Genomic DNA, 17187 nt, shown 5'->3' with positions numbered 1-17187 from the left:
TTTAGCCATTCTCTGACAGCCCGGCTGTCATTCTGTCCATATGAACCAATTTTCTAATTCTTTATTTCAAAATCTTATGTCCGGTGACTATACCGGGGAGGGAGATCTCATTCAATTGATCACAGACGATGAAGAAGGTGATCCGATTAATGAGTCCTATGATGAAGAAATCCCCATACTTTCTGTTAGAAATACCGTCCTTTTTCCTGGAGTAATCATACCGATTACTGTGGGTCGACAGCGATCTATTCGCTTGGTCAAGAAAGCCCATAAGGGTAGTAAAATGATCGGTGTTTGTGCTCAAATCAATCCTAACAATGATGATCCTGGGTGGGAAGACATCTACCATGTCGGCACTTTGGCCAAAATCATCAAAATGATCGTGCTTCCTGATGGAAACACAACGATAATCATTCAGGGTAAAAAGCGATTCAAAATCCGTGAACAGGTCACAGATGACCCGTATTTCATGGCCAAGGTGGATTATTTGGATGAAAGTTTTCCAAAAAACTCCCGAAAAATCAAAGCCCTGGAAGAATCTCTGAAAGAAGCTGCAAGTAAGATTCTTCACCTCAATCCTGAGATTCCCCGTGAGGCTCAAGTGGCCTTGGACAACATCGACAATACGCCCTTTCTTACTCATTTCCTGTCTTCGAATATCAATGCACCGGTAGAATCCAAGCAGCGCTTGATTGAGATCAACGATGGAGTGGAGCGCGCAACGCTTCTTTTGGAATACATGATGAAAGACATCCAGATGCTGGAGCTGAAGTCAGAGATTCATAAGAAAGTCCATACCGACATTGATCAGCAACAGCGGGATTATTTCCTGCGTCAGCAGATGAAAGTCCTGCAGGACGAATTGGGTGAAGAAGGTCCTGAAAAGGAAGTACAGGATTTGAGGGAGCGCGGCGATCTGAAGCATTGGCCGGTTGAAGTCAAGAAACATTTTGACAAAGAGCTCGACAAAATCCTTCGAATCAATCCGGCTGCAGCGGAATATCCCATCGCACTCAACTATGCAGAAACCTTGGTTGATCTGCCTTGGAATGAGTTTACGCTGGATAATTTTGATCTGAAGCATGCCAAAGCTGTACTTGATGCAGACCATTTTGGTTTGGAAAAAGTGAAAGAGCGGATCATCGAATACCTCGCAGTTCTGAAATTGAAAAACGACTTGAAAGGTCCTATTCTTTGCCTTTATGGCCCTCCTGGTGTAGGTAAAACCTCCCTTGGAAAATCCGTAGCTGCCGCATTGGGAAGAAAGTATATCCGAATGTCTTTGGGCGGCCTTCATGATGAAGCCGAGATCCGTGGACACCGCAAGACTTATGTTGGTGCGATGCCGGGTAAGATTATTCAGAATATGAAAAAGGTGAAAATCTCCAATCCGGTATTTGTGTTGGATGAGATTGATAAGCTTTCCTCCGATTTCAGAGGGGATCCTTCTTCAGCTTTCCTTGAAGTTCTTGATCCGGAGCAAAACTTCGCTTTCCTCGATAATTATTTGGAAGTAGAATATGACTTGAGCAAGGTGCTGTTCATTGCAACCGCCAACTCGCTGGACACCATTCAGCCTGCACTGAGGGATCGTATGGAAATCATCGAAGTGACGGGCTATACTCAGGAAGAAAAGCTTGAAATCGCCAGAAAGCACCTCGTGCCTAAGCAACGAAAAGAGCACGGTTTGAAAGCCAAAGACATCGCCTTTGATAAGGCGGCTTTGGCGAAAATCATTGAAGATTATACACGGGAATCAGGCGTAAGAAGCCTTGAACGGGCGATTGGAAAGGTGGTCAGAAATATCGCCAAATCCATTGCCATGGAGGAGGAATACGATCATAAAATCACACCGGCGGCGGTGAGAAGAATCTTAGGTTCTGAGATTTTCGATAAGGAAACGTATCAGGACAATAGCATTGCAGGTGTAGTGACAGGTTTGGCTTGGACCAGTGTAGGAGGAGAAATTCTCTTTATAGAATCCAGCTTGAGCAGAGGCAAAGGCAAATTGACCCTTTCAGGTCAATTAGGTGAAGTGATGAAAGAGTCTGCGATGACTGCACTTTCCTACCTGAAATCAAAGGCGGAAACACTTGGTATCGATCACCGTGTCTTTGATCAATATGATCTCCATATCCACGTTCCTGCGGGTGCAGTGCCAAAAGATGGACCATCAGCAGGAATTACGATGCTGACAGCTATGGCCTCTGTCTATACTCAACGAAAAGTGAAAGCAAAAACTGCCATGACAGGTGAGATTAGCCTGATCGGTAAAGTGATGCCTGTCGGAGGTATAAAGGAAAAAATTCTTGCAGCCAAAAGAGCTGGAATCAAAGAGATTATTCTTTGTAAGAAAAATCTTCGTGACATCGAGGAGATCGATCAGCAATACGTAAAGGGAATCGAATTCCATTTCGTGGATCGAGTCTCTGAGGTTTTGGATATCGCACTCACCCCACATAAGGTGGACAAGCCGCTTAAATTCACTTTCTCGGCCGAACCAAAGCCGGTTCAGGAATAAAAATTTTAGGACTTCCTCTAAAAGGGGAAGTCTTTTCAATCTTTTGGAAACGAAATCAGTTTCATTACCAACACCCCTAGGACTACCATGAATCAAATCGAATCACTCACTCCAAGACAAATCGTCGAAGAGCTAGATAAATACATCATCGGACAGAAAGATGCCAAGCGGAATGTTGCGATTGCCTTACGGAATCGGATCCGGCGCATGATGGTCAAATCCGATATCCAAAAGGACATTGTTCCAAACAACATACTGCTAATCGGTAGTACCGGAGTTGGAAAAACTGAAATCGCACGTCGACTCGCAAATATTGCACAGGCTCCATTTACCAAAGTGGAAGCCTCAAAATTCACCGAAGTTGGCTACGTAGGCCGAGACGTCGAGAGCATGGTTCGAGACTTGATGGAGCAATCCATTCATTTGGTCAAAGAGGTCAAAAACGAAGCAGTTAAAATAAAAGCTACTGAAGCTGTAGAGGAAGTGATTCTCGATATTCTGATTCCACCTGTCAAAAGTGCAGGGTTCACCCGACCAATGGCTATCAATACTGAAATTCAAGGTGAACCTGGAGATGATTCTGAATTGAATGAACGCACTAGGGAGCGTTTCCGCGAAAAGCTCAGAAACGGAGAATTGGATGAGCGAAAGATCGAAATCAATGTAAAGGCTTCTTCACCTGTCGGTATCGGAATGATCGGAAACGGGATGATGGATGATGCCAGCATGGCTGGACTTCAGGATATGATCTCGGGTATGATGCCCAAAAAGACCAAAAAGCGGAAGTTGACTATCGCTGAAGCGAGAAAAGTGCTGTTGGAAGAGGAAATTTCCAAATTGGTAGACTTCGACGAAGTAAAAGAAGAAGCTATCAAGCTTGCCGAAAACAACGGTATCATCTTCATAGATGAGATTGATAAAATAGCATCGAAAGCCGGAAAAGGCGGAAGTGGACCGGATGTCAGCCGAGAAGGCGTGCAGCGAGATTTGCTACCGATCGTAGAGGGTACTGCTGTCAACACAAAGTATGGTGTAGTGAATACAGATCACGTCTTGTTCATTGCAGCTGGGGCTTTTCATGTAAGTAAGCCTTCGGATTTGATCCCGGAATTGCAGGGGCGATTCCCAATCAGAGTCGAGCTTCAAAGTTTGACTCAGGAAGATTTCTCCCGAATTTTGAGAGAACCGAAGAATGCACTGACCAAGCAATACCAAGCACTTTTTGGTTCGGAGCAGGTTTCTTTGGAATTCACTAGTGATGCGATTGAGGAAATTGCACGCTTGGCTTTCCTGATCAATCAGGAAGTGGAAAATATCGGCGCAAGGAGATTGCATACCGTGATGAGTCATTTGCTGAATGACTTCCTGTTTGATGTTCCTGATTTAATCCAAGCCAATTCAAAAATCATGGTGACCAAAGAAATGGTAGAAGAGCGATTGAATGCCTTGGTGAAAAACAGGGATCTGTCGCAGTATATTCTTTAAAAAGACTGAATTGGTTATTAGTCTGTTTCAGGAAAATATTATTCACTGGATGATTCATCGTGCAGGGAATAAGGTGGCTTTGCAATTAGCCTGTAAAATTTAGTAGTGTAGAAAAAAATGCTACTCAGAGAATAGGGGTAAATTTTCTTAAATCAAGACTTACCAGAAACCGCAAGATTCTGTCTGCTTGAATGGTCGTGTTCGGAAAGATTTTCGAAGCGATCATCCAAGTCCTCATTGTTGAGGTAATCATTGATGATTTCTCTGATTTCCTGAAAGGACAGATTGTGCAGGACCTTTCCGTTTTTCATCATGGATAGCTGACCTGTTTCTTCTGATACAACTAGGATCAAGGAATCAGTGGCCTCTGACATACCTATTCCGGCTCTGTGTCGAAGTCCAAACTGAGCAGGCACTTCGCGCTCGGTTACTGGTAAAATGCATCGAGCAGCCTTAATTCGACCTTTATGGATAATCACAGCACCATCGTGAAGTGGGCTGTATTTGTTGAAAATCGAGATCAAAAGACGCTTTGAAAGTTCAGCATCCATCATGTCACCGCTCTCAGCATAAAATTTTAATTCGGTACTACTGGAGATGACCATCAAAGCTCCGGTGTTACTTCCGGCCAACACTTTTGAAGCATCGATGATTGGGCTGATGTTGAAGGCTGAGTTTTCCTTTTTTCTCCAAAAGAATAAAATATCCTTGAAGATATTATCGTCCGAGAAAATGGAAGTTCGTCCTACAATTAGAAGGAATTTCCGGATTTCAGGAGCAAAAATAATGAGGGCGGCGATGACACCGACTCCCATAAACTGTCCCAAAATTGCGGAAAGCAACTCCATTCTCAGTGCCCTAACCAATAAATAGATCAGGTAAAGTGAAAGAAACCCTACGAAAATTTTAATTGCTACACTTCCCTTTAGAAGCTTATAGACTTGGTACAATAGCGCAGCTACCAACGCAATATCTATCATATTGACGATGGAAATGTCTAAAAAACCAATTTTGAAAAGTAAGCTCAAGGGTATAGTTGTTCAAATAGTTTCAAAGTTTCTTTTGCCTCCTTAACGTCATGAACTCTGAGTAGGTTTGCACCTTGCAATAAAGCAAACATATTCAAAGCGGTCGTCCCGTTAAGGGCGGCTGGAGCGTTGATTTGCAGAGTTTTGTAAATCATTGATTTTCTCGATAGCCCTACCAAAAGTGGCAACCCAAAAGCTTCAAAACTCTTAAGATTTTTCAACAGAAAAAAGTTCTGTTCAGTCGTCTTTGCAAATCCAAATCCCGGATCGATAATTACATCTTTGATGCCAAGTTTTCTAAAAAGATCCACTTTTTCAGCGAAATAATACAGTATTTCTTCTAAAATATCAGAATAGTGGGAAAGCGATTGCATAGTTTGTGGATTTCCCTTCATATGCATTGCTATATAGGGCACTTTCAGCTTCGATACCACCTCCAGCATTTCTACATCCAATGCTCCGGCAGAGATATCATTCACCACATCTGCACCAGCCGAAACAGCTTCTTTGGCCACTTTTGAACGGAATGTATCAACGGATAGAAGTACATCCGGAAATTTCTTTCGGATTATTTCTACAGCAGGCACAACCCGGTCAATTTCTTCCTGGACAGAAATATCTATTGCACCAGGCCTAGTGCTGTAACCTCCTAAATCCAAAAAATCCGCCCCTTCTTCAATCATCTGAGTTGCCTTAGTCAAGATGGAGTCTGGTAATGTATCGACACGGCTACCGGCAAAGAATGAGTCGGGGGTAAGATTTAAAATCCCCATAATCTTGGGTTTTTCCAAGCTTACTAGCCTTCCCTTGATTTGAAGTGTATATTTTTGGGGAAATAATTTATCTTCGGTCAAAGAAGATATACTTGATCCGAGAAGCATTAAACTAATTTATTTTGGAGACAAAAACCACCAACGAATATACGCAAGTAATTGCCCGATGTAAAGAACTGTTTCGAAAGAAAACCCTCGATTATGGGACAGCATGGCGGATTCTCAGGCTCCCATCTATTACAGATCAGATCTTCATCAAAGCTCAACGAATTCGGTCTATCCAGGAGAATGGAAGTCAAAAAGTAGATGATCCTATTCTTGATGAGTTTGTAGGAATTATTAATTACTGCCTTATTGCTTTAATTCAGATCAGCTTGAAACAGGACGAAGGGATGGAAATTCCTTATTCAGAATTGGAGCCTGTCTACGATAAGTGGGTAAATTCGACAAGGGGATTATTGGAAAATAAAAACCATGATTATGGTGAAGCTTGGCGAAATATGCGTGTCAGTTCGATGACTGACATTATCCTAATGAAGCTTCTTAGAGTGAAGCAAATCGAAGATAATCAAGGAAAAACAATAGTATCAGAAGGAATAGAAGCCAACTATCAGGATATGATCAATTACTCGGTATTCTGCCTCATCAAACAGGGGTATCATGAAGTCTAGCATTAAGAGGAGTATAATTTAGAAGTATAAATCACAACTAACCGGACTTTTCTCGACTCAAGCATACTTACCAAAGACAGGTTAGAGAAAAGCTATACACAACCATTGAAAAAACAACTATGAATAAGCAATCTGTACTTTGGATTCTACGCATTTTGGTAGGCGGGCTTTTTATTTTTTCGGGCCTGATCAAGGTCAATGATCCTGTTGGAACTGCAATCAAGCTGGAAGAGTATTTTGATGTATTTTCCAATGATATCGCAGGATTCTTTTCTTATTTCAAGCCAATTGCCCTTTACATAGGCGTGGTCCTGGTAGTGGCTGAGGTGGTTTTGGGTGTGATGTTAATCATCGGAGTCAAATTGAGGCAGACCGTGATTGCCATTGGTTTGATGATTCTATTCTTCACTTTTCTGACCTTCTTCTCCGCATATTTCAACAAAGTGACGGATTGTGGATGCTTTGGAGATGCAATCAAATTGACGCCTTGGGAGTCTTTCTACAAGGATGTGATTCTTTTGATCATGATTTCTTTTCTGTTTTTTTTCAGGAGAGATCTCCCGGAGGAAACTCCCAAATGGGCAAGTGTCGTAGCAATTGTAACCTTGGTTCTTTCCTTGGGATTAGCTTATTGGGCAATTCAGAATTTACCGTTTATTGATTTCAGAGCATATAAAAACGGAGTAAGCATTCCCACCAATATGCAGCCTTCCGCGGCACTTCAATATAAATATGTGATGAAAAGAGGGGAGGAGACGGTCACTTTTGATCAGTATCCTTCCGAAGAAGGGCTTGAGTTTGTGGAGATGGTGCTACAGAATCCAGATGCTTTACCGAAAATCTCAGATTTTGCAGCTTGGAATTCTGAAGGAGATCAATCTGAGTTTCTTTTTGCCGGAAATAAAGTGATCATCCTCAGTAGCAATATGGCTAAAATGAATGAGTCCAATTTGGATGATTTGACTTCTTTGGTCAAAGCAATGGAAGGTGCGCCTGTGGATGTGGTCTTCATGGCCGCCGCTACTCAGGAGGAGATCGATGCTTTTTTATCTAAGAATAACTGGAGCGTAATAGGGCTTCAGGCTGATGCCACGGTCGTCAAGACGATCATGCGGGCTAATCCGGGTGTAATGATTCTTAAAGATGGGGTCGTCATGGAGAAGTATCACCATAACAATACTCCGGCTGCGACAGATGTTTTAGACTTTTTTCTATGAGCAAATCGCTGAAAGTTGTACTTGTGGGTCTGCCGGGATCTGGGAAAAGCTCATTTGGTCGCCAATTAGCGCATGAATTGCGATTTCCATATCTCGACTTGGATCAGCAGATTGAAGAGAAAAGTCAAATGAAGATTTCGGAGATATTCTCTGTTCATGGGGAAGGAAAATTTCGGGAACTTGAAACCGAAATGCTTTCTGAGCTATTAGACCGTGATGAATCATTTGTCCTAGCTGCAGGAGGTGGTGCGCCATGCTTTAATGACAACATGGATTTAATCAATCAAAAATCAGTTTCTGTGTACTTGGATGTGCCATTGTCAACGATTTCCAAAAGGTTAGGAACATCCAAAGTCCAGAGCCGTCCCATGTTTTTCAATCTGGATCAGGGTGAAATAACCCTGAAACTGAAAAGCCTTCTTGCCGAGCGGGATTTCTATTACAATCAGGCTAAAATCAAGCTGAGTGGAGATGATTTCTCAGCAGAGTTGTTAATGTATGAGTTGATTTCCCAGCTAAAGAATTGAAAAAAATTTCATTTTTTAATCTGATTATCCGCTTCTTTTCCAGTAAATCAAAATGGCCTCGACTTCCCGCCACGGCGGACAAGCTGCTCGGCCTCCGGATTCTGATTATTTAGGGGAGGGTAGGAATATGCGGCGCAGCCGCATATTCCTACCCTCCTATTAAAACAAAACTAACGGACACCGAGCGAAGTCGAGGTGAAACTAAATAGAATTTGGCTACTGGCAGAATTGCGTATATCCATATTTTTTAATCTGATTATCCGCTTCATTTCCAGCCCTAAAAAACGAATTTTTAAATTTTGTCATGCAAATAATTTCCTACTAGTAAAAAAGCGAATGCCTATATTTTTTTAATCTAAATCGTATCAGATTTTTAATTTTCGCAGGTTGGTCTTGAATTTTATTCAATCTCTTTTCTCAATATTTGTACAAATACCCAACTCACAAATTTCACTTTTCTCAATCATTTTCTGTTGATAGAATCCCCGGATTTTTATCCCATTGCGAGGATTTAACTTCTCAAAAATTATTTTTTTATTGGCATAATCCTGCTTTAAATCGATATAGGCGTGGTGGCATAGTATTAGACTTATTGTTTATGTCTAAATGAGCAAGAAATGTAATCCTGATTATCTCTGAAAATATTTTAATCTTATCAGATTATTTAAAAGGGTGTATGTCTTTCAAGCGAGATTCTATTTAAAATTTAGAATCAAGTTATAAACACATTAAATAGGATATCATTTCTATTAGTGAATTGGTATGCTTTTAATGCGAATTTAAAGTAGCTATAAATACAATTTTTATACAGTATATACATTCATTTTAACCAAACTATAAAGCTATGTTCCACCATGTAAAAGAATTGCAATTTAATGCCAGAGTTTCTAAGCCAGATGTTCGATTCGCAAAATTATTGCTCGAACAATTTGGTGGTCCTAATGGAGAATTAAAAGCTGCCATGCAATATTTTGTTCAGGCATTTGGATGCAGGAAAGCATTCCCTGACAAGTATGATATGCTGATGGATATCGCCACAGAGGAATTCAGTCACTTGGAGATTGTCGGTGCCACTATCCAAATGCTCTTAACAGGAGTAAATGGCGAATTGAAAAATGCCGCAGACGAATCTGATCTAAACAAAATGCTCGATGGCAATGCAGCGAAGGAAAATTACATCCATGATGCCATGATCAATCCACATTTTTTTATAGTAAGTGGTGGTACGCCTACTTTGACTGATAGTGTCGGTAACCCCTGGAGTGCGAGCTATATCATGGGAATGGGCGATTTGACCGCCGACTTGCGTCTAAATATCGGTGCCGAAACCAGTGCGAAAATGGTCTATGAAAACCTGATGAAGTTCACAGACGATGTGTATGTAAAAGAATCCTTACGCTTTTTGATGACCCGGGAAGTGGCCCATTTTCAAATGTTCCAGGCTGCACTTGACACGATTCAACCTAATTTCCCTCCCGGAATTCTTGAAAGTGATCCAAAGTTCAGCAACAAGTACTTCAACATGTCACAGGGCGAGGAGTTCAAAGGTCCTTGGAACCAAGGTGCAAGTCCGTTGATGGGAGAGGAATGGCAGACTATTCAAGACCCCGTTCAGCACGTGAGAGACACTAATGGCTTGCTGGATGAAAAAGCCAAAGGCACAGAGCGCACTGAAAAATCAGTTCAGGAGTCTAATAAAGACTTGAGTGCCAAAAGAAAAGAAAAGGTAGACAAGGCCACAGCCCCAAGTAATGGAGTCATGAGTTGGTCTGTATATCAAGACAATGGAAGTATGAAAGATCAAAAAAAACCACAGAAACTGGAGAAGTCTTCTTTATAATAAATCACTTCAAATTTTAACCATAACTATAACCACAACATGCAAAGCAAAAAAAGTGCATCTCAAGCCCCTAGTACAGGCTCAAAGAAGTCAAGCTCAGACAAAAAATCATCAATGCAATCTTCTCAACTTATGTCTTTGTTTGAAGATGGGTTGAAGGATATCTATTGGGCAGAAAACGCCTTGTTGAAAGCACTACCTAAGATGGTCAAGCAGACTACATCAGAGGAATTGAATAAGGCCCTTACATCGCACTTGGAAGAAACCAAGGGACAAATCACACGATTGGACAAAGTTTTCACTTTGATCAAAGTGAAGGCCGAAGGCAAAAAATGCGAAGCTATGGAAGGACTGATCAAGGAAGCTTCTGAGATCATGGAATCTTGTGAAGAAGGATCAATGCGTGATGCAGGTATTATTTCTGCAGCCCAGAAGGTTGAGCATTATGAAATTGCCACCTATGGCACTCTTAGACAGTTTGCCGAGACGCTTCAGTTGACTGAAGTTGAAAAGTTATTGGATTTGACACTTCAGGAAGAAAAAGAAGCTGATTTGAAGCTATCGGAAGTGGCTATGGAAGCCATCAATGTGGATGCATCTGAGGAAGCTGCTTAAGTTAAATAAGAAAAAATAAATCAAATGAACACTATTTTCAAAGGACTGATAGCTGGATACGGTGCAAAAAAATTGGGAGGCGGATGCCTGGGTACAGTAATGGTATTCGTAATAATTTATTTTCTATTAAGCCAGTGTACTTAATGATGTAAATATTGTTTGAAAGTGGTTCTATTATGATGTTTAAAATCATAATAATTGAATACTTATAACATATAGATCAGAAACAAGTCATGGGGACTTAGATAGTAATAAAGGTTCTTACGAAATTAAACTGTAAAAATATTGATAATATATAGTGTAAATGCTGGATTCTTGTTTTTCGTAGTTTGAACGAAATAGCAAAAATATGAATACTATAATTATCAAAGTGAACTTATAATATAATCATAATAATTTAATCAAATTTACAATCAAAATGGAAAATTCAAGAGTTGGAAATAACGGACACGCCGAAACTTCTTCTGATAAGAGAGTATTAACGGGAATGTTTCGTGACCGTGAAAGTACAGAAAATGCCTACAATTCATTAAATGAAAGAGGTTATTCAAAGGATGACATCAACTTGGTCATGTCTGATGAAACGCGGAAAGCGCATTATAACGAAGATGAGTCTGATAGAACCGAGATTGGAACCAAAGCAGCAGAACATGCAGGCAAGGGATCTGCTATCGGAGGTACAATCGGTGCAATTGTCGGCGTAGTAGCGGCTATCGGAACAAGTGTAGTAATACCTGGACTTGGAATCTTGATCGCTGGACCAATTGCCGCAGGATTGGCTGGTGCTGGTGCAGGTGGATTGACTGGTGGAATCATTGGAGCCTTGGTGGGTTCAGGTATTCCTGAAGCAAGAGCAAAATTATATGAATCAGGAATCAAAGAAGGTAATGTGGTCATCTCAGTGAAGCCTAAAAACGAGGAAGATGCCAAGTATTTGGAAAATAACTGGAAAACTAACCGTGGTGAGGAAATCCACTGGTAATACCAATTTCCCATCTATGCAAGGGGTCTATATACCCTTTGCATAGCTTAAGAACTAAAGCAAAACCATACTATTATGAACAATCGAATCAAATTAATGCCAATTGTAGCCTTCTCATTAGGCTTGGCCGGAACGCTAATTTTTATGTCTTCATGTTCTGAAAACAACAGAACTGACACAAAAGATATGGCTAAAAATACTGATATGAATCAACGATCTCCGTCAGGAGACATGAACAGTCAGACAGCAGATAGAAATATGAACAGTCCTTCTACTGCTGATAAAACTATCTTAGTTATTGAAAATAATAACGATAGCACATTTTTGATCAAGGCTGCTGAGATGCAGTTGGAAGAAATCAGACTTGGAAGATTAGCCCAACAAAAAGGTACCACTCCGCATGTTAAGGAATTGGGAAAAATGATGGAAGATGGTCATACCAAAACGCTCGCTTCTCTTGAAACCTTGGCGCGTGACAATTCTGTGTCGATCCCAACATCAGCATCTTCAAACTCTGAAGGTGCATTCAATGATTTAGGGAAGAAAACGGGAGCTGATTTCGGCAAAGCTTACAGCAAAATGATGGTAGATCACCATGAAGATGCTATTGATCTTTTCGAAAAAGCGTCGAATGATTCTAAAAGTCAGCAAATCCGAACTTGGGCAACTAATCAACTTCCAACTTTGAGAACTCATTTGGAACATGCTGAAAAGTGCAAAGCAGAATGTGACAAAATGTAATTCTATTTAGACTATAATTTTTAAACTGTTAAATCGCTGATTTTCATATTATCGATAGAGCTAAATTTTTGCTGAAATCAGTTCTAAAAATAAATTGAAATAAGTACTCTTATTTTTTGGTGCAGTGAACTTAGTTTACTGCACCTCTTTTTGTTTCCATTATCGAGTGTTTAATTGGTTATTTCAATCTTAAAATAAATCAATTGTGCTCAATCAAGAATAAATTTCGAAAATTTGGATTAAGTATATATTATCATTCGCCTTAGAGATAAATTATTTAAAATGTTCTACTAATTACTGTTTTTATTTTACGTATCTTCAATAAATTGCGCTGAAATTCGAATGTTGATTTTGAGGAAGGAAGATTTTGGGTAGGAGATCAATTTAGTATTGGAAAGGAAAGGTGACAGTGACTAACTCTAGCGATACAAATTGAATTGCTATAATTTAAGATCGATAAGACAGTGAAAAAAGAATCGAAAGCGCATCAGGAAGGTCCTTATATCATCGCTATTGGTGCCTCTGCGGGAGGTATGGAAGCGATTCATCAGCTTTTTGACCATACGCCTGAAGATGCAGTTTCATACGTAATCATACAGCACCTCTCTCCGGATCATAAAAGCTTCATGGCAGAATTGCTCGAGAAGCACAGCAAACTGGAAATATCAATTGCTGAAAATGAGATGCTCGTAGAACCAAACCGGGTCTATTTAATGCCTCAAGGGAAAAATATGACTATCAAAAACAGAACTTTGTTTTTGAATGACATCATTGCCCAGCAGCCCAACAAGTCAATCGACATATTTTTTGATTCATTGGCACTGAGTCACAAAAATAAGAGCATCGCTATTATTCTTTCCGGTACCGGAACTGATGGTACCAAAGGAATCGCCGCAATCAAAAAAAATGGGGGCTACGTGATTGTTCAAGATCCTGAAAGTGCCAAGTTTGATGGCATGCCCAACAGTGCGATTGATTCAGGAAATGTGGATGTGATCCTTACTCCGGATTTGATCCCGGAAGAAATTATTACCTATCTGAACCGGAATCATCTAGAGAATAAGTTGACTTCACCTATTGACGATGAAAATGAAGCTCATCTGGTAAAGATTCTTGAATTGATTGAAAAGCATACTCCACTTGATTTTTCGGATTATAAACGACCAACTATTCTTAGAAGAATTGTTTTAAGAATGGCTAAAAACAAGATTGCTACTCTAATAGATTATGTAATTTTTTTGGAAGCTAATCCAGCTGAAATTGAGGTATTAGCTAAAGAATTTCTCATCAGTGTCACCAAATTTTTCAGGGATAAGGAAGCGTTTGAGGTAATAAAGGAAAAAGTAATTCCCGAAATCATAGAGCACAAGCTCCAAGTCGATACGTTCAAAGTGTGGGTTGTGGGTTGCGCTACAGGCGAGGAGGCGTATTCGCTAGCCATCTTGATCATTGAGCAACTCACGGAGCTCAAGAAAAATTTAGAAGTAAAGATATTTGCGAGTGATATTGATAAATCAGCCCTCCTTTTTGCGTCAAAGGGCATCTATCCGGCAAGTATCAGCCATGATGTTTCCCTCGAAAGACTGGAGAAGTTTTTTATTAAGCAAGATAATCACTATAAAGTAAGGGACAATATTCGGAAAATGCTGATTTTCGCTGATCATGATATTGTAAAACAACCTCCCTATGGCAAAATTGATCTGATCAGTTGTCGAAATCTTCTCATCTACATCAATCCTATACTTCAAAAGAAAATCCTCACTTCACTCCATTTTTGTTTGAATTTAGGAGGGTATTTGTTTTTAGGTCCTAGCGAAAGCTTGGGTGATCTGAAAAAATCGTTCGAGGAAGTAGATAAGAAATGGAGAATATTTAAGAGTATGGAAGTAATCCGAAACTACAGAGATACTTCATATACTACTCCCCGACTGGAAAAACAATCAATCAATCTAAACCCAAATACCCCTTCTACCAAAAGAACTGAAAGAGGTAACCTCAGTGAGTTGATCAATCATTCGCTTTTAAGTTTATCCGGTTACGAGGCTGCAATTTGGGTCAATACTGATTTTAAGATCTTACAGACATATGGAAACTATGAGAAATTTTTACTTCCCAAAATCTTCAATTTCAACTTGCTGGAAATGTTGCCTGAAGAACTTTCCATCACTACTTCTACCACGATTAATAAATCTATAAAGAATAACAAAGAGGCTTCTGTTAAGAAAATAAAATTCAAAAGAGAGGAAAAAATCCTTTCAGTAAATGTTTGGGTAAAACCGTTTTTGGTCGAAAAGAACACTTCCCAAAATGTAATTTTAGTATTGTACAGCGACGATGATACTGAGCAAAGTAGCGATAACGAGGCAGTGACTTATAGCATCGAAGCCCAGACTTCCCAATATATGGAAGATCTGAAAGAGGAGCTGGCAGATACTAAGGAAACCTTAAGCGAAGCGAATAATGCCCTGGAAATTTCCAATGATAATGTTTCTTCCTACAATGAAGAGCTCATTTCAAGCAATGAGGAAATGCAGAGTGTCAATGAAGAGCTTCAGTCTGTCAATGAGGAATTGCAGACAGTGAATAATGAGTATCAGCTGAAAATCAGAGAATTGGCTGAATTGAATGACGATTTGAACAATTACTTCAAATCCACTATCAATGCACAGCTCTATGTAGACAGAGACTTTATCTTAAGAAAATTCACACCCTCCGCTGTTAATCAGATCAATCTCAAAGACAGTGATGTAGGTAGAGCGATAAGTGATATATCAACAAATATTCGATTCTCCACTCTGATGGATGACATCTGGAAAGTGATTTCTTCCGGTGGGACCATTGAAAAGGAGGTTCAAACCTTAGATGGCAAATGGTATCAAATGATGGGGATACCTTATATAAAACAACAGGATAACCGTAATGATGGAGCGATTATCTCATTCAATGATATAACTGAAATAAAAAAGATTCAGGATAAACTCTCTCGCATAAATGCAGACCATAATAATTTCATTTATGCAGTTTCCCATGATTTGAGAGGGCCTTTGACTAATATGTACATCATTATCTCATTTTTGAAAGAGGCTGTGGATGGTAAGTCAGATGATCCACAAATCAGAAACGTCAGAGATTTGATCGATATGGTAGATAAATCCACCTCCAATTTGAACAACATCATCAACGAACTCTCCGATATTGCAAAAATTGAAGGAGATGTTGATCAACAGGAAAATATTGACATAAAGAAAATTCTATCAGAAGTTGAATTGAGTATTCAGAGTCGAATTGTAAGTTCAAATGCAAAAATCATTTATGATTTAAAAGAGACGGAGGTTCAATTTTCGAAAAAGAATTTGAGGAGTATCCTGTTTAATCTTTTGAGCAATGCAATCAAGTATCGATCACCTAATCGTGAACCCGAAATCACGATTCGAACTGAGCAATCTGATAATTATGTGTTGCTTTCTATTCAGGATAATGGATTGGGGATCTCGGATGCAAAAAAGAAGACAATATTTGGTGCCTTTCAGCGGGGGCATGTACATGTCGAAGGACTTGGCGTGGGGCTTTACCTGGTGAAAAAAACTATCACCAATGCCGGCGGTGATATTCAAGTCGAAAGTGAAGAGGGGAAAGGATCTATCTTTAGAGTGTACTTTAGGAATACTAATCCCACTTGATATTTATTCGATTAATTTTTCTTAGAAGGATGGGTAGTTTGAAGAGTAGGAGTAACTTCTTTCGTGAAATTGGTCCTATTCATTTCAATTTTAAGAGATTGGTTCCTAGCGGAATCATACCTAATTAATTTAGCCTCTTCATGAGGAGTGGTTTGTTGGGAGTTAAAGATTTTGTGGCTCATGGCAAATGTGGTTTTGTGTTTCGAACAACATAAGTTCAATTTTTAGACCGAGTCTGAGACCAATTATCAAATTATATTAAAACTAAAGTCACATTTCCAAATATCCCTTTCAATCTGCTTGGTTAATAGATTTTGAATCTGAGGTTTGTTTTACCTTATTCAAAGCTTATTATTTGGAGATTAATTTTTACACACATTAAAAAAAACAAACTCCCGTGCTGGGAAAAAAGAGTCCTAATGGGTGGTAACACATTGGGGATTATTTTTTTATCTGATTATCCGCTTCTTTGCCAGTAGATCAAAATGGCCTCGACTTCCCGCCACGGCGGACAAGCTGCTCGGCCACCGGATTTCAGGTTATTAAAGGGAGGGGAGGTATATGCGGCTGTGCCGCATATACCTCCCCTCCCCTAAAAGCAAAACTAACGGACACCGAGCGAAGTCGAGGTGAAACTTAATAAAATTTGCTTACTGGCAGAATAGCGTATAATCAGATTATTTTTTTATTTGTCTTTGTAAATTCGAACTTGGTTTTCTATTGTTTCTATAAATTCTTTGATATTAAAGGGTTTTGATATATAACCGTCTGCATTTACTCGTTTACTTATCTCCCTTATATCGGAATTAGCTGAAAATAAAAATACGGGGATAAAATTGGTCATTGAATTTCCCTTCAGCAATTCTACCGCTTTCTCACCACCTATTTCAGGTATCCAAAGGTCCATTAAAATAAAGTGGGGTTTAAAGTTTTTGACATCATTAATCACATCTTCACATCTTGAGATTGTCTTCACTTGGTAATGGTATTTTGTAAATAATATTTGGCACATTCTTAAAATCTCAATGTTGTCATCATATACTAAAATTCGTTTGTCCGAATTATTTTGCGTGTTTTTAATTTCTCGGGTTTCTATCATTTGTAACG

13 protein-coding genes are annotated in these 17187 nt (G+C 39.6%); 10 read left to right on the top strand and 3 right to left on the bottom strand.

What is annotated here, in order from left to right; genetic code table 11:
* The first annotated feature begins 40 nt into the window (after positions 1-40).
* Together lon and hslU are read left to right on the top strand one after the other, a co-directional pair.
* Entirely contained in the window at positions 41-2521 is a 2481-nt protein-coding gene (lon, locus tag ACK4HU_RS08935; protein WP_409805731.1) for an endopeptidase La, read from the top strand.
* Positions 2522-2608: 87 nt separating this feature from the next.
* Complete coding sequence (hslU, locus tag ACK4HU_RS08930) at positions 2609-4006, top strand: ATP-dependent protease ATPase subunit HslU (protein ID WP_409805728.1); 1398 nt, start codon at positions 2609-2611, stop codon at positions 4004-4006.
* A gap of 152 nt (positions 4007-4158) precedes the next feature.
* On the opposite strand, the gene cdaA is transcribed toward hslU, so the two are convergent.
* Entirely contained in the window at positions 4159-5034 is an 876-nt protein-coding gene (gene cdaA, locus ACK4HU_RS08925) for a diadenylate cyclase CdaA (protein WP_409805725.1), read from the bottom strand.
* Complete coding sequence (folP, locus tag ACK4HU_RS08920; RefSeq protein WP_409805723.1) at positions 5031-5915, bottom strand: dihydropteroate synthase; 885 nt, start codon at positions 5913-5915, stop codon at positions 5031-5033. The genes cdaA and folP overlap by 4 nt, the downstream gene beginning before the upstream one ends.
* Positions 5916-5929: 14 nt before the next feature.
* Between folP and ACK4HU_RS08915 the strand changes: the two genes are divergently transcribed.
* The 8 genes from ACK4HU_RS08915 (at position 5930) to ACK4HU_RS08880 (ending at position 16080) form a co-directional block, all read left to right on the top strand.
* Positions 5930-6478, top strand: a complete 549-nt coding sequence (locus tag ACK4HU_RS08915) for a DUF1599 domain-containing protein (protein ID WP_409805720.1) — start codon at positions 5930-5932, stop codon at positions 6476-6478.
* A 119-nt stretch (positions 6479-6597) separates the two neighbouring features.
* A complete protein-coding gene (locus tag ACK4HU_RS08910; protein ID WP_409805717.1) occupies positions 6598-7695 on the top strand; it encodes a BT_3928 family protein in 1098 nt (365 codons plus the stop codon).
* Complete coding sequence (locus ACK4HU_RS08905) at positions 7692-8222, top strand: shikimate kinase (RefSeq protein ID WP_409805715.1); 531 nt, start codon at positions 7692-7694, stop codon at positions 8220-8222. Before ACK4HU_RS08910 ends, ACK4HU_RS08905 begins: the two co-directional genes overlap by 4 nt.
* An 844-nt stretch (positions 8223-9066) precedes the next feature.
* Positions 9067-10062, top strand: coding sequence for a manganese catalase family protein (locus ACK4HU_RS08900; RefSeq protein WP_409805712.1), 996 nt, complete (start codon positions 9067-9069; stop codon positions 10060-10062).
* Positions 10063-10194: 132 nt separating this feature from the next.
* The gene (locus ACK4HU_RS08895; RefSeq protein WP_409805709.1) at positions 10195-10677 is read left to right on the top strand and encodes a ferritin-like domain-containing protein; all 483 of its coding nucleotides are present in this window, start codon (positions 10195-10197) and stop codon (positions 10675-10677) included.
* A 418-nt stretch (positions 10678-11095) separates the two neighbouring features.
* Positions 11096-11659, top strand: a complete 564-nt coding sequence (locus ACK4HU_RS08890) for a hypothetical protein (protein ID WP_409805707.1) — start codon at positions 11096-11098, stop codon at positions 11657-11659.
* Between the two features lie 75 nt (positions 11660-11734).
* Positions 11735-12400 (top strand): DUF4142 domain-containing protein, encoded by a 666-nt coding sequence (locus ACK4HU_RS08885; protein WP_409805704.1) that lies wholly within the window; start codon positions 11735-11737, stop codon positions 12398-12400.
* 464 nt (positions 12401-12864) lie between these two features.
* Positions 12865-16080, top strand: coding sequence for a chemotaxis protein CheB (locus tag ACK4HU_RS08880; RefSeq protein WP_409805701.1), 3216 nt, complete (start codon positions 12865-12867; stop codon positions 16078-16080).
* Between the two features lie 685 nt (positions 16081-16765).
* Here the strand turns inward: ACK4HU_RS08880 and ACK4HU_RS08875 are convergent.
* Positions 16766-17179, bottom strand: coding sequence for a two-component system response regulator (locus ACK4HU_RS08875; RefSeq protein ID WP_409805698.1), 414 nt, complete (start codon positions 17177-17179; stop codon positions 16766-16768).
* Positions 17180-17187: the final 8 nt, after the last annotated feature.

Source organism: Algoriphagus sp. (assembly GCF_046296635.1).
Classification (GTDB): Bacteria; Bacteroidota; Bacteroidia; order Cytophagales; family Cyclobacteriaceae; genus Algoriphagus.
The sequence above is the reverse complement of the archived record's forward strand: the minus strand, read 5'-3'. Positions and strand labels throughout refer to the sequence as shown.

What these genes read in the sequence shown, in the direction of transcription:
- ACK4HU_RS08890 (WP_409805707.1), top strand. Translation starts at nt 11,096, where the DNA reads ATGGAAAATTCAAGAGTTGGAAATAACGGACACGCCGAAACTTCTTCT.
- ACK4HU_RS08910 (WP_409805717.1), top strand. Translation starts at nt 6,598, where the DNA reads ATGAATAAGCAATCTGTACTTTGGATTCTACGCATTTTGGTAGGCGGG.
- ACK4HU_RS08905 (WP_409805715.1), top strand. Translation starts at nt 7,692, where the DNA reads ATGAGCAAATCGCTGAAAGTTGTACTTGTGGGTCTGCCGGGATCTGGG.
- ACK4HU_RS08875 (WP_409805698.1), bottom strand. Translation starts at nt 17,179, where the DNA reads ATGATAGAAACCCGAGAAATTAAAAACACGCAAAATAATTCGGACAAA.
- ACK4HU_RS08895 (WP_409805709.1), top strand. Translation starts at nt 10,195, where the DNA reads ATGTCTTTGTTTGAAGATGGGTTGAAGGATATCTATTGGGCAGAAAAC.
- ACK4HU_RS08885 (WP_409805704.1), top strand. Translation starts at nt 11,735, where the DNA reads ATGAACAATCGAATCAAATTAATGCCAATTGTAGCCTTCTCATTAGGC.
- ACK4HU_RS08900 (WP_409805712.1), top strand. Translation starts at nt 9,067, where the DNA reads ATGTTCCACCATGTAAAAGAATTGCAATTTAATGCCAGAGTTTCTAAG.
- lon (WP_409805731.1), top strand. Translation starts at nt 41, where the DNA reads ATGAACCAATTTTCTAATTCTTTATTTCAAAATCTTATGTCCGGTGAC.
- folP (WP_409805723.1), bottom strand. Translation starts at nt 5,915, where the DNA reads ATGCTTCTCGGATCAAGTATATCTTCTTTGACCGAAGATAAATTATTT.
- hslU (WP_409805728.1), top strand. Translation starts at nt 2,609, where the DNA reads ATGAATCAAATCGAATCACTCACTCCAAGACAAATCGTCGAAGAGCTA.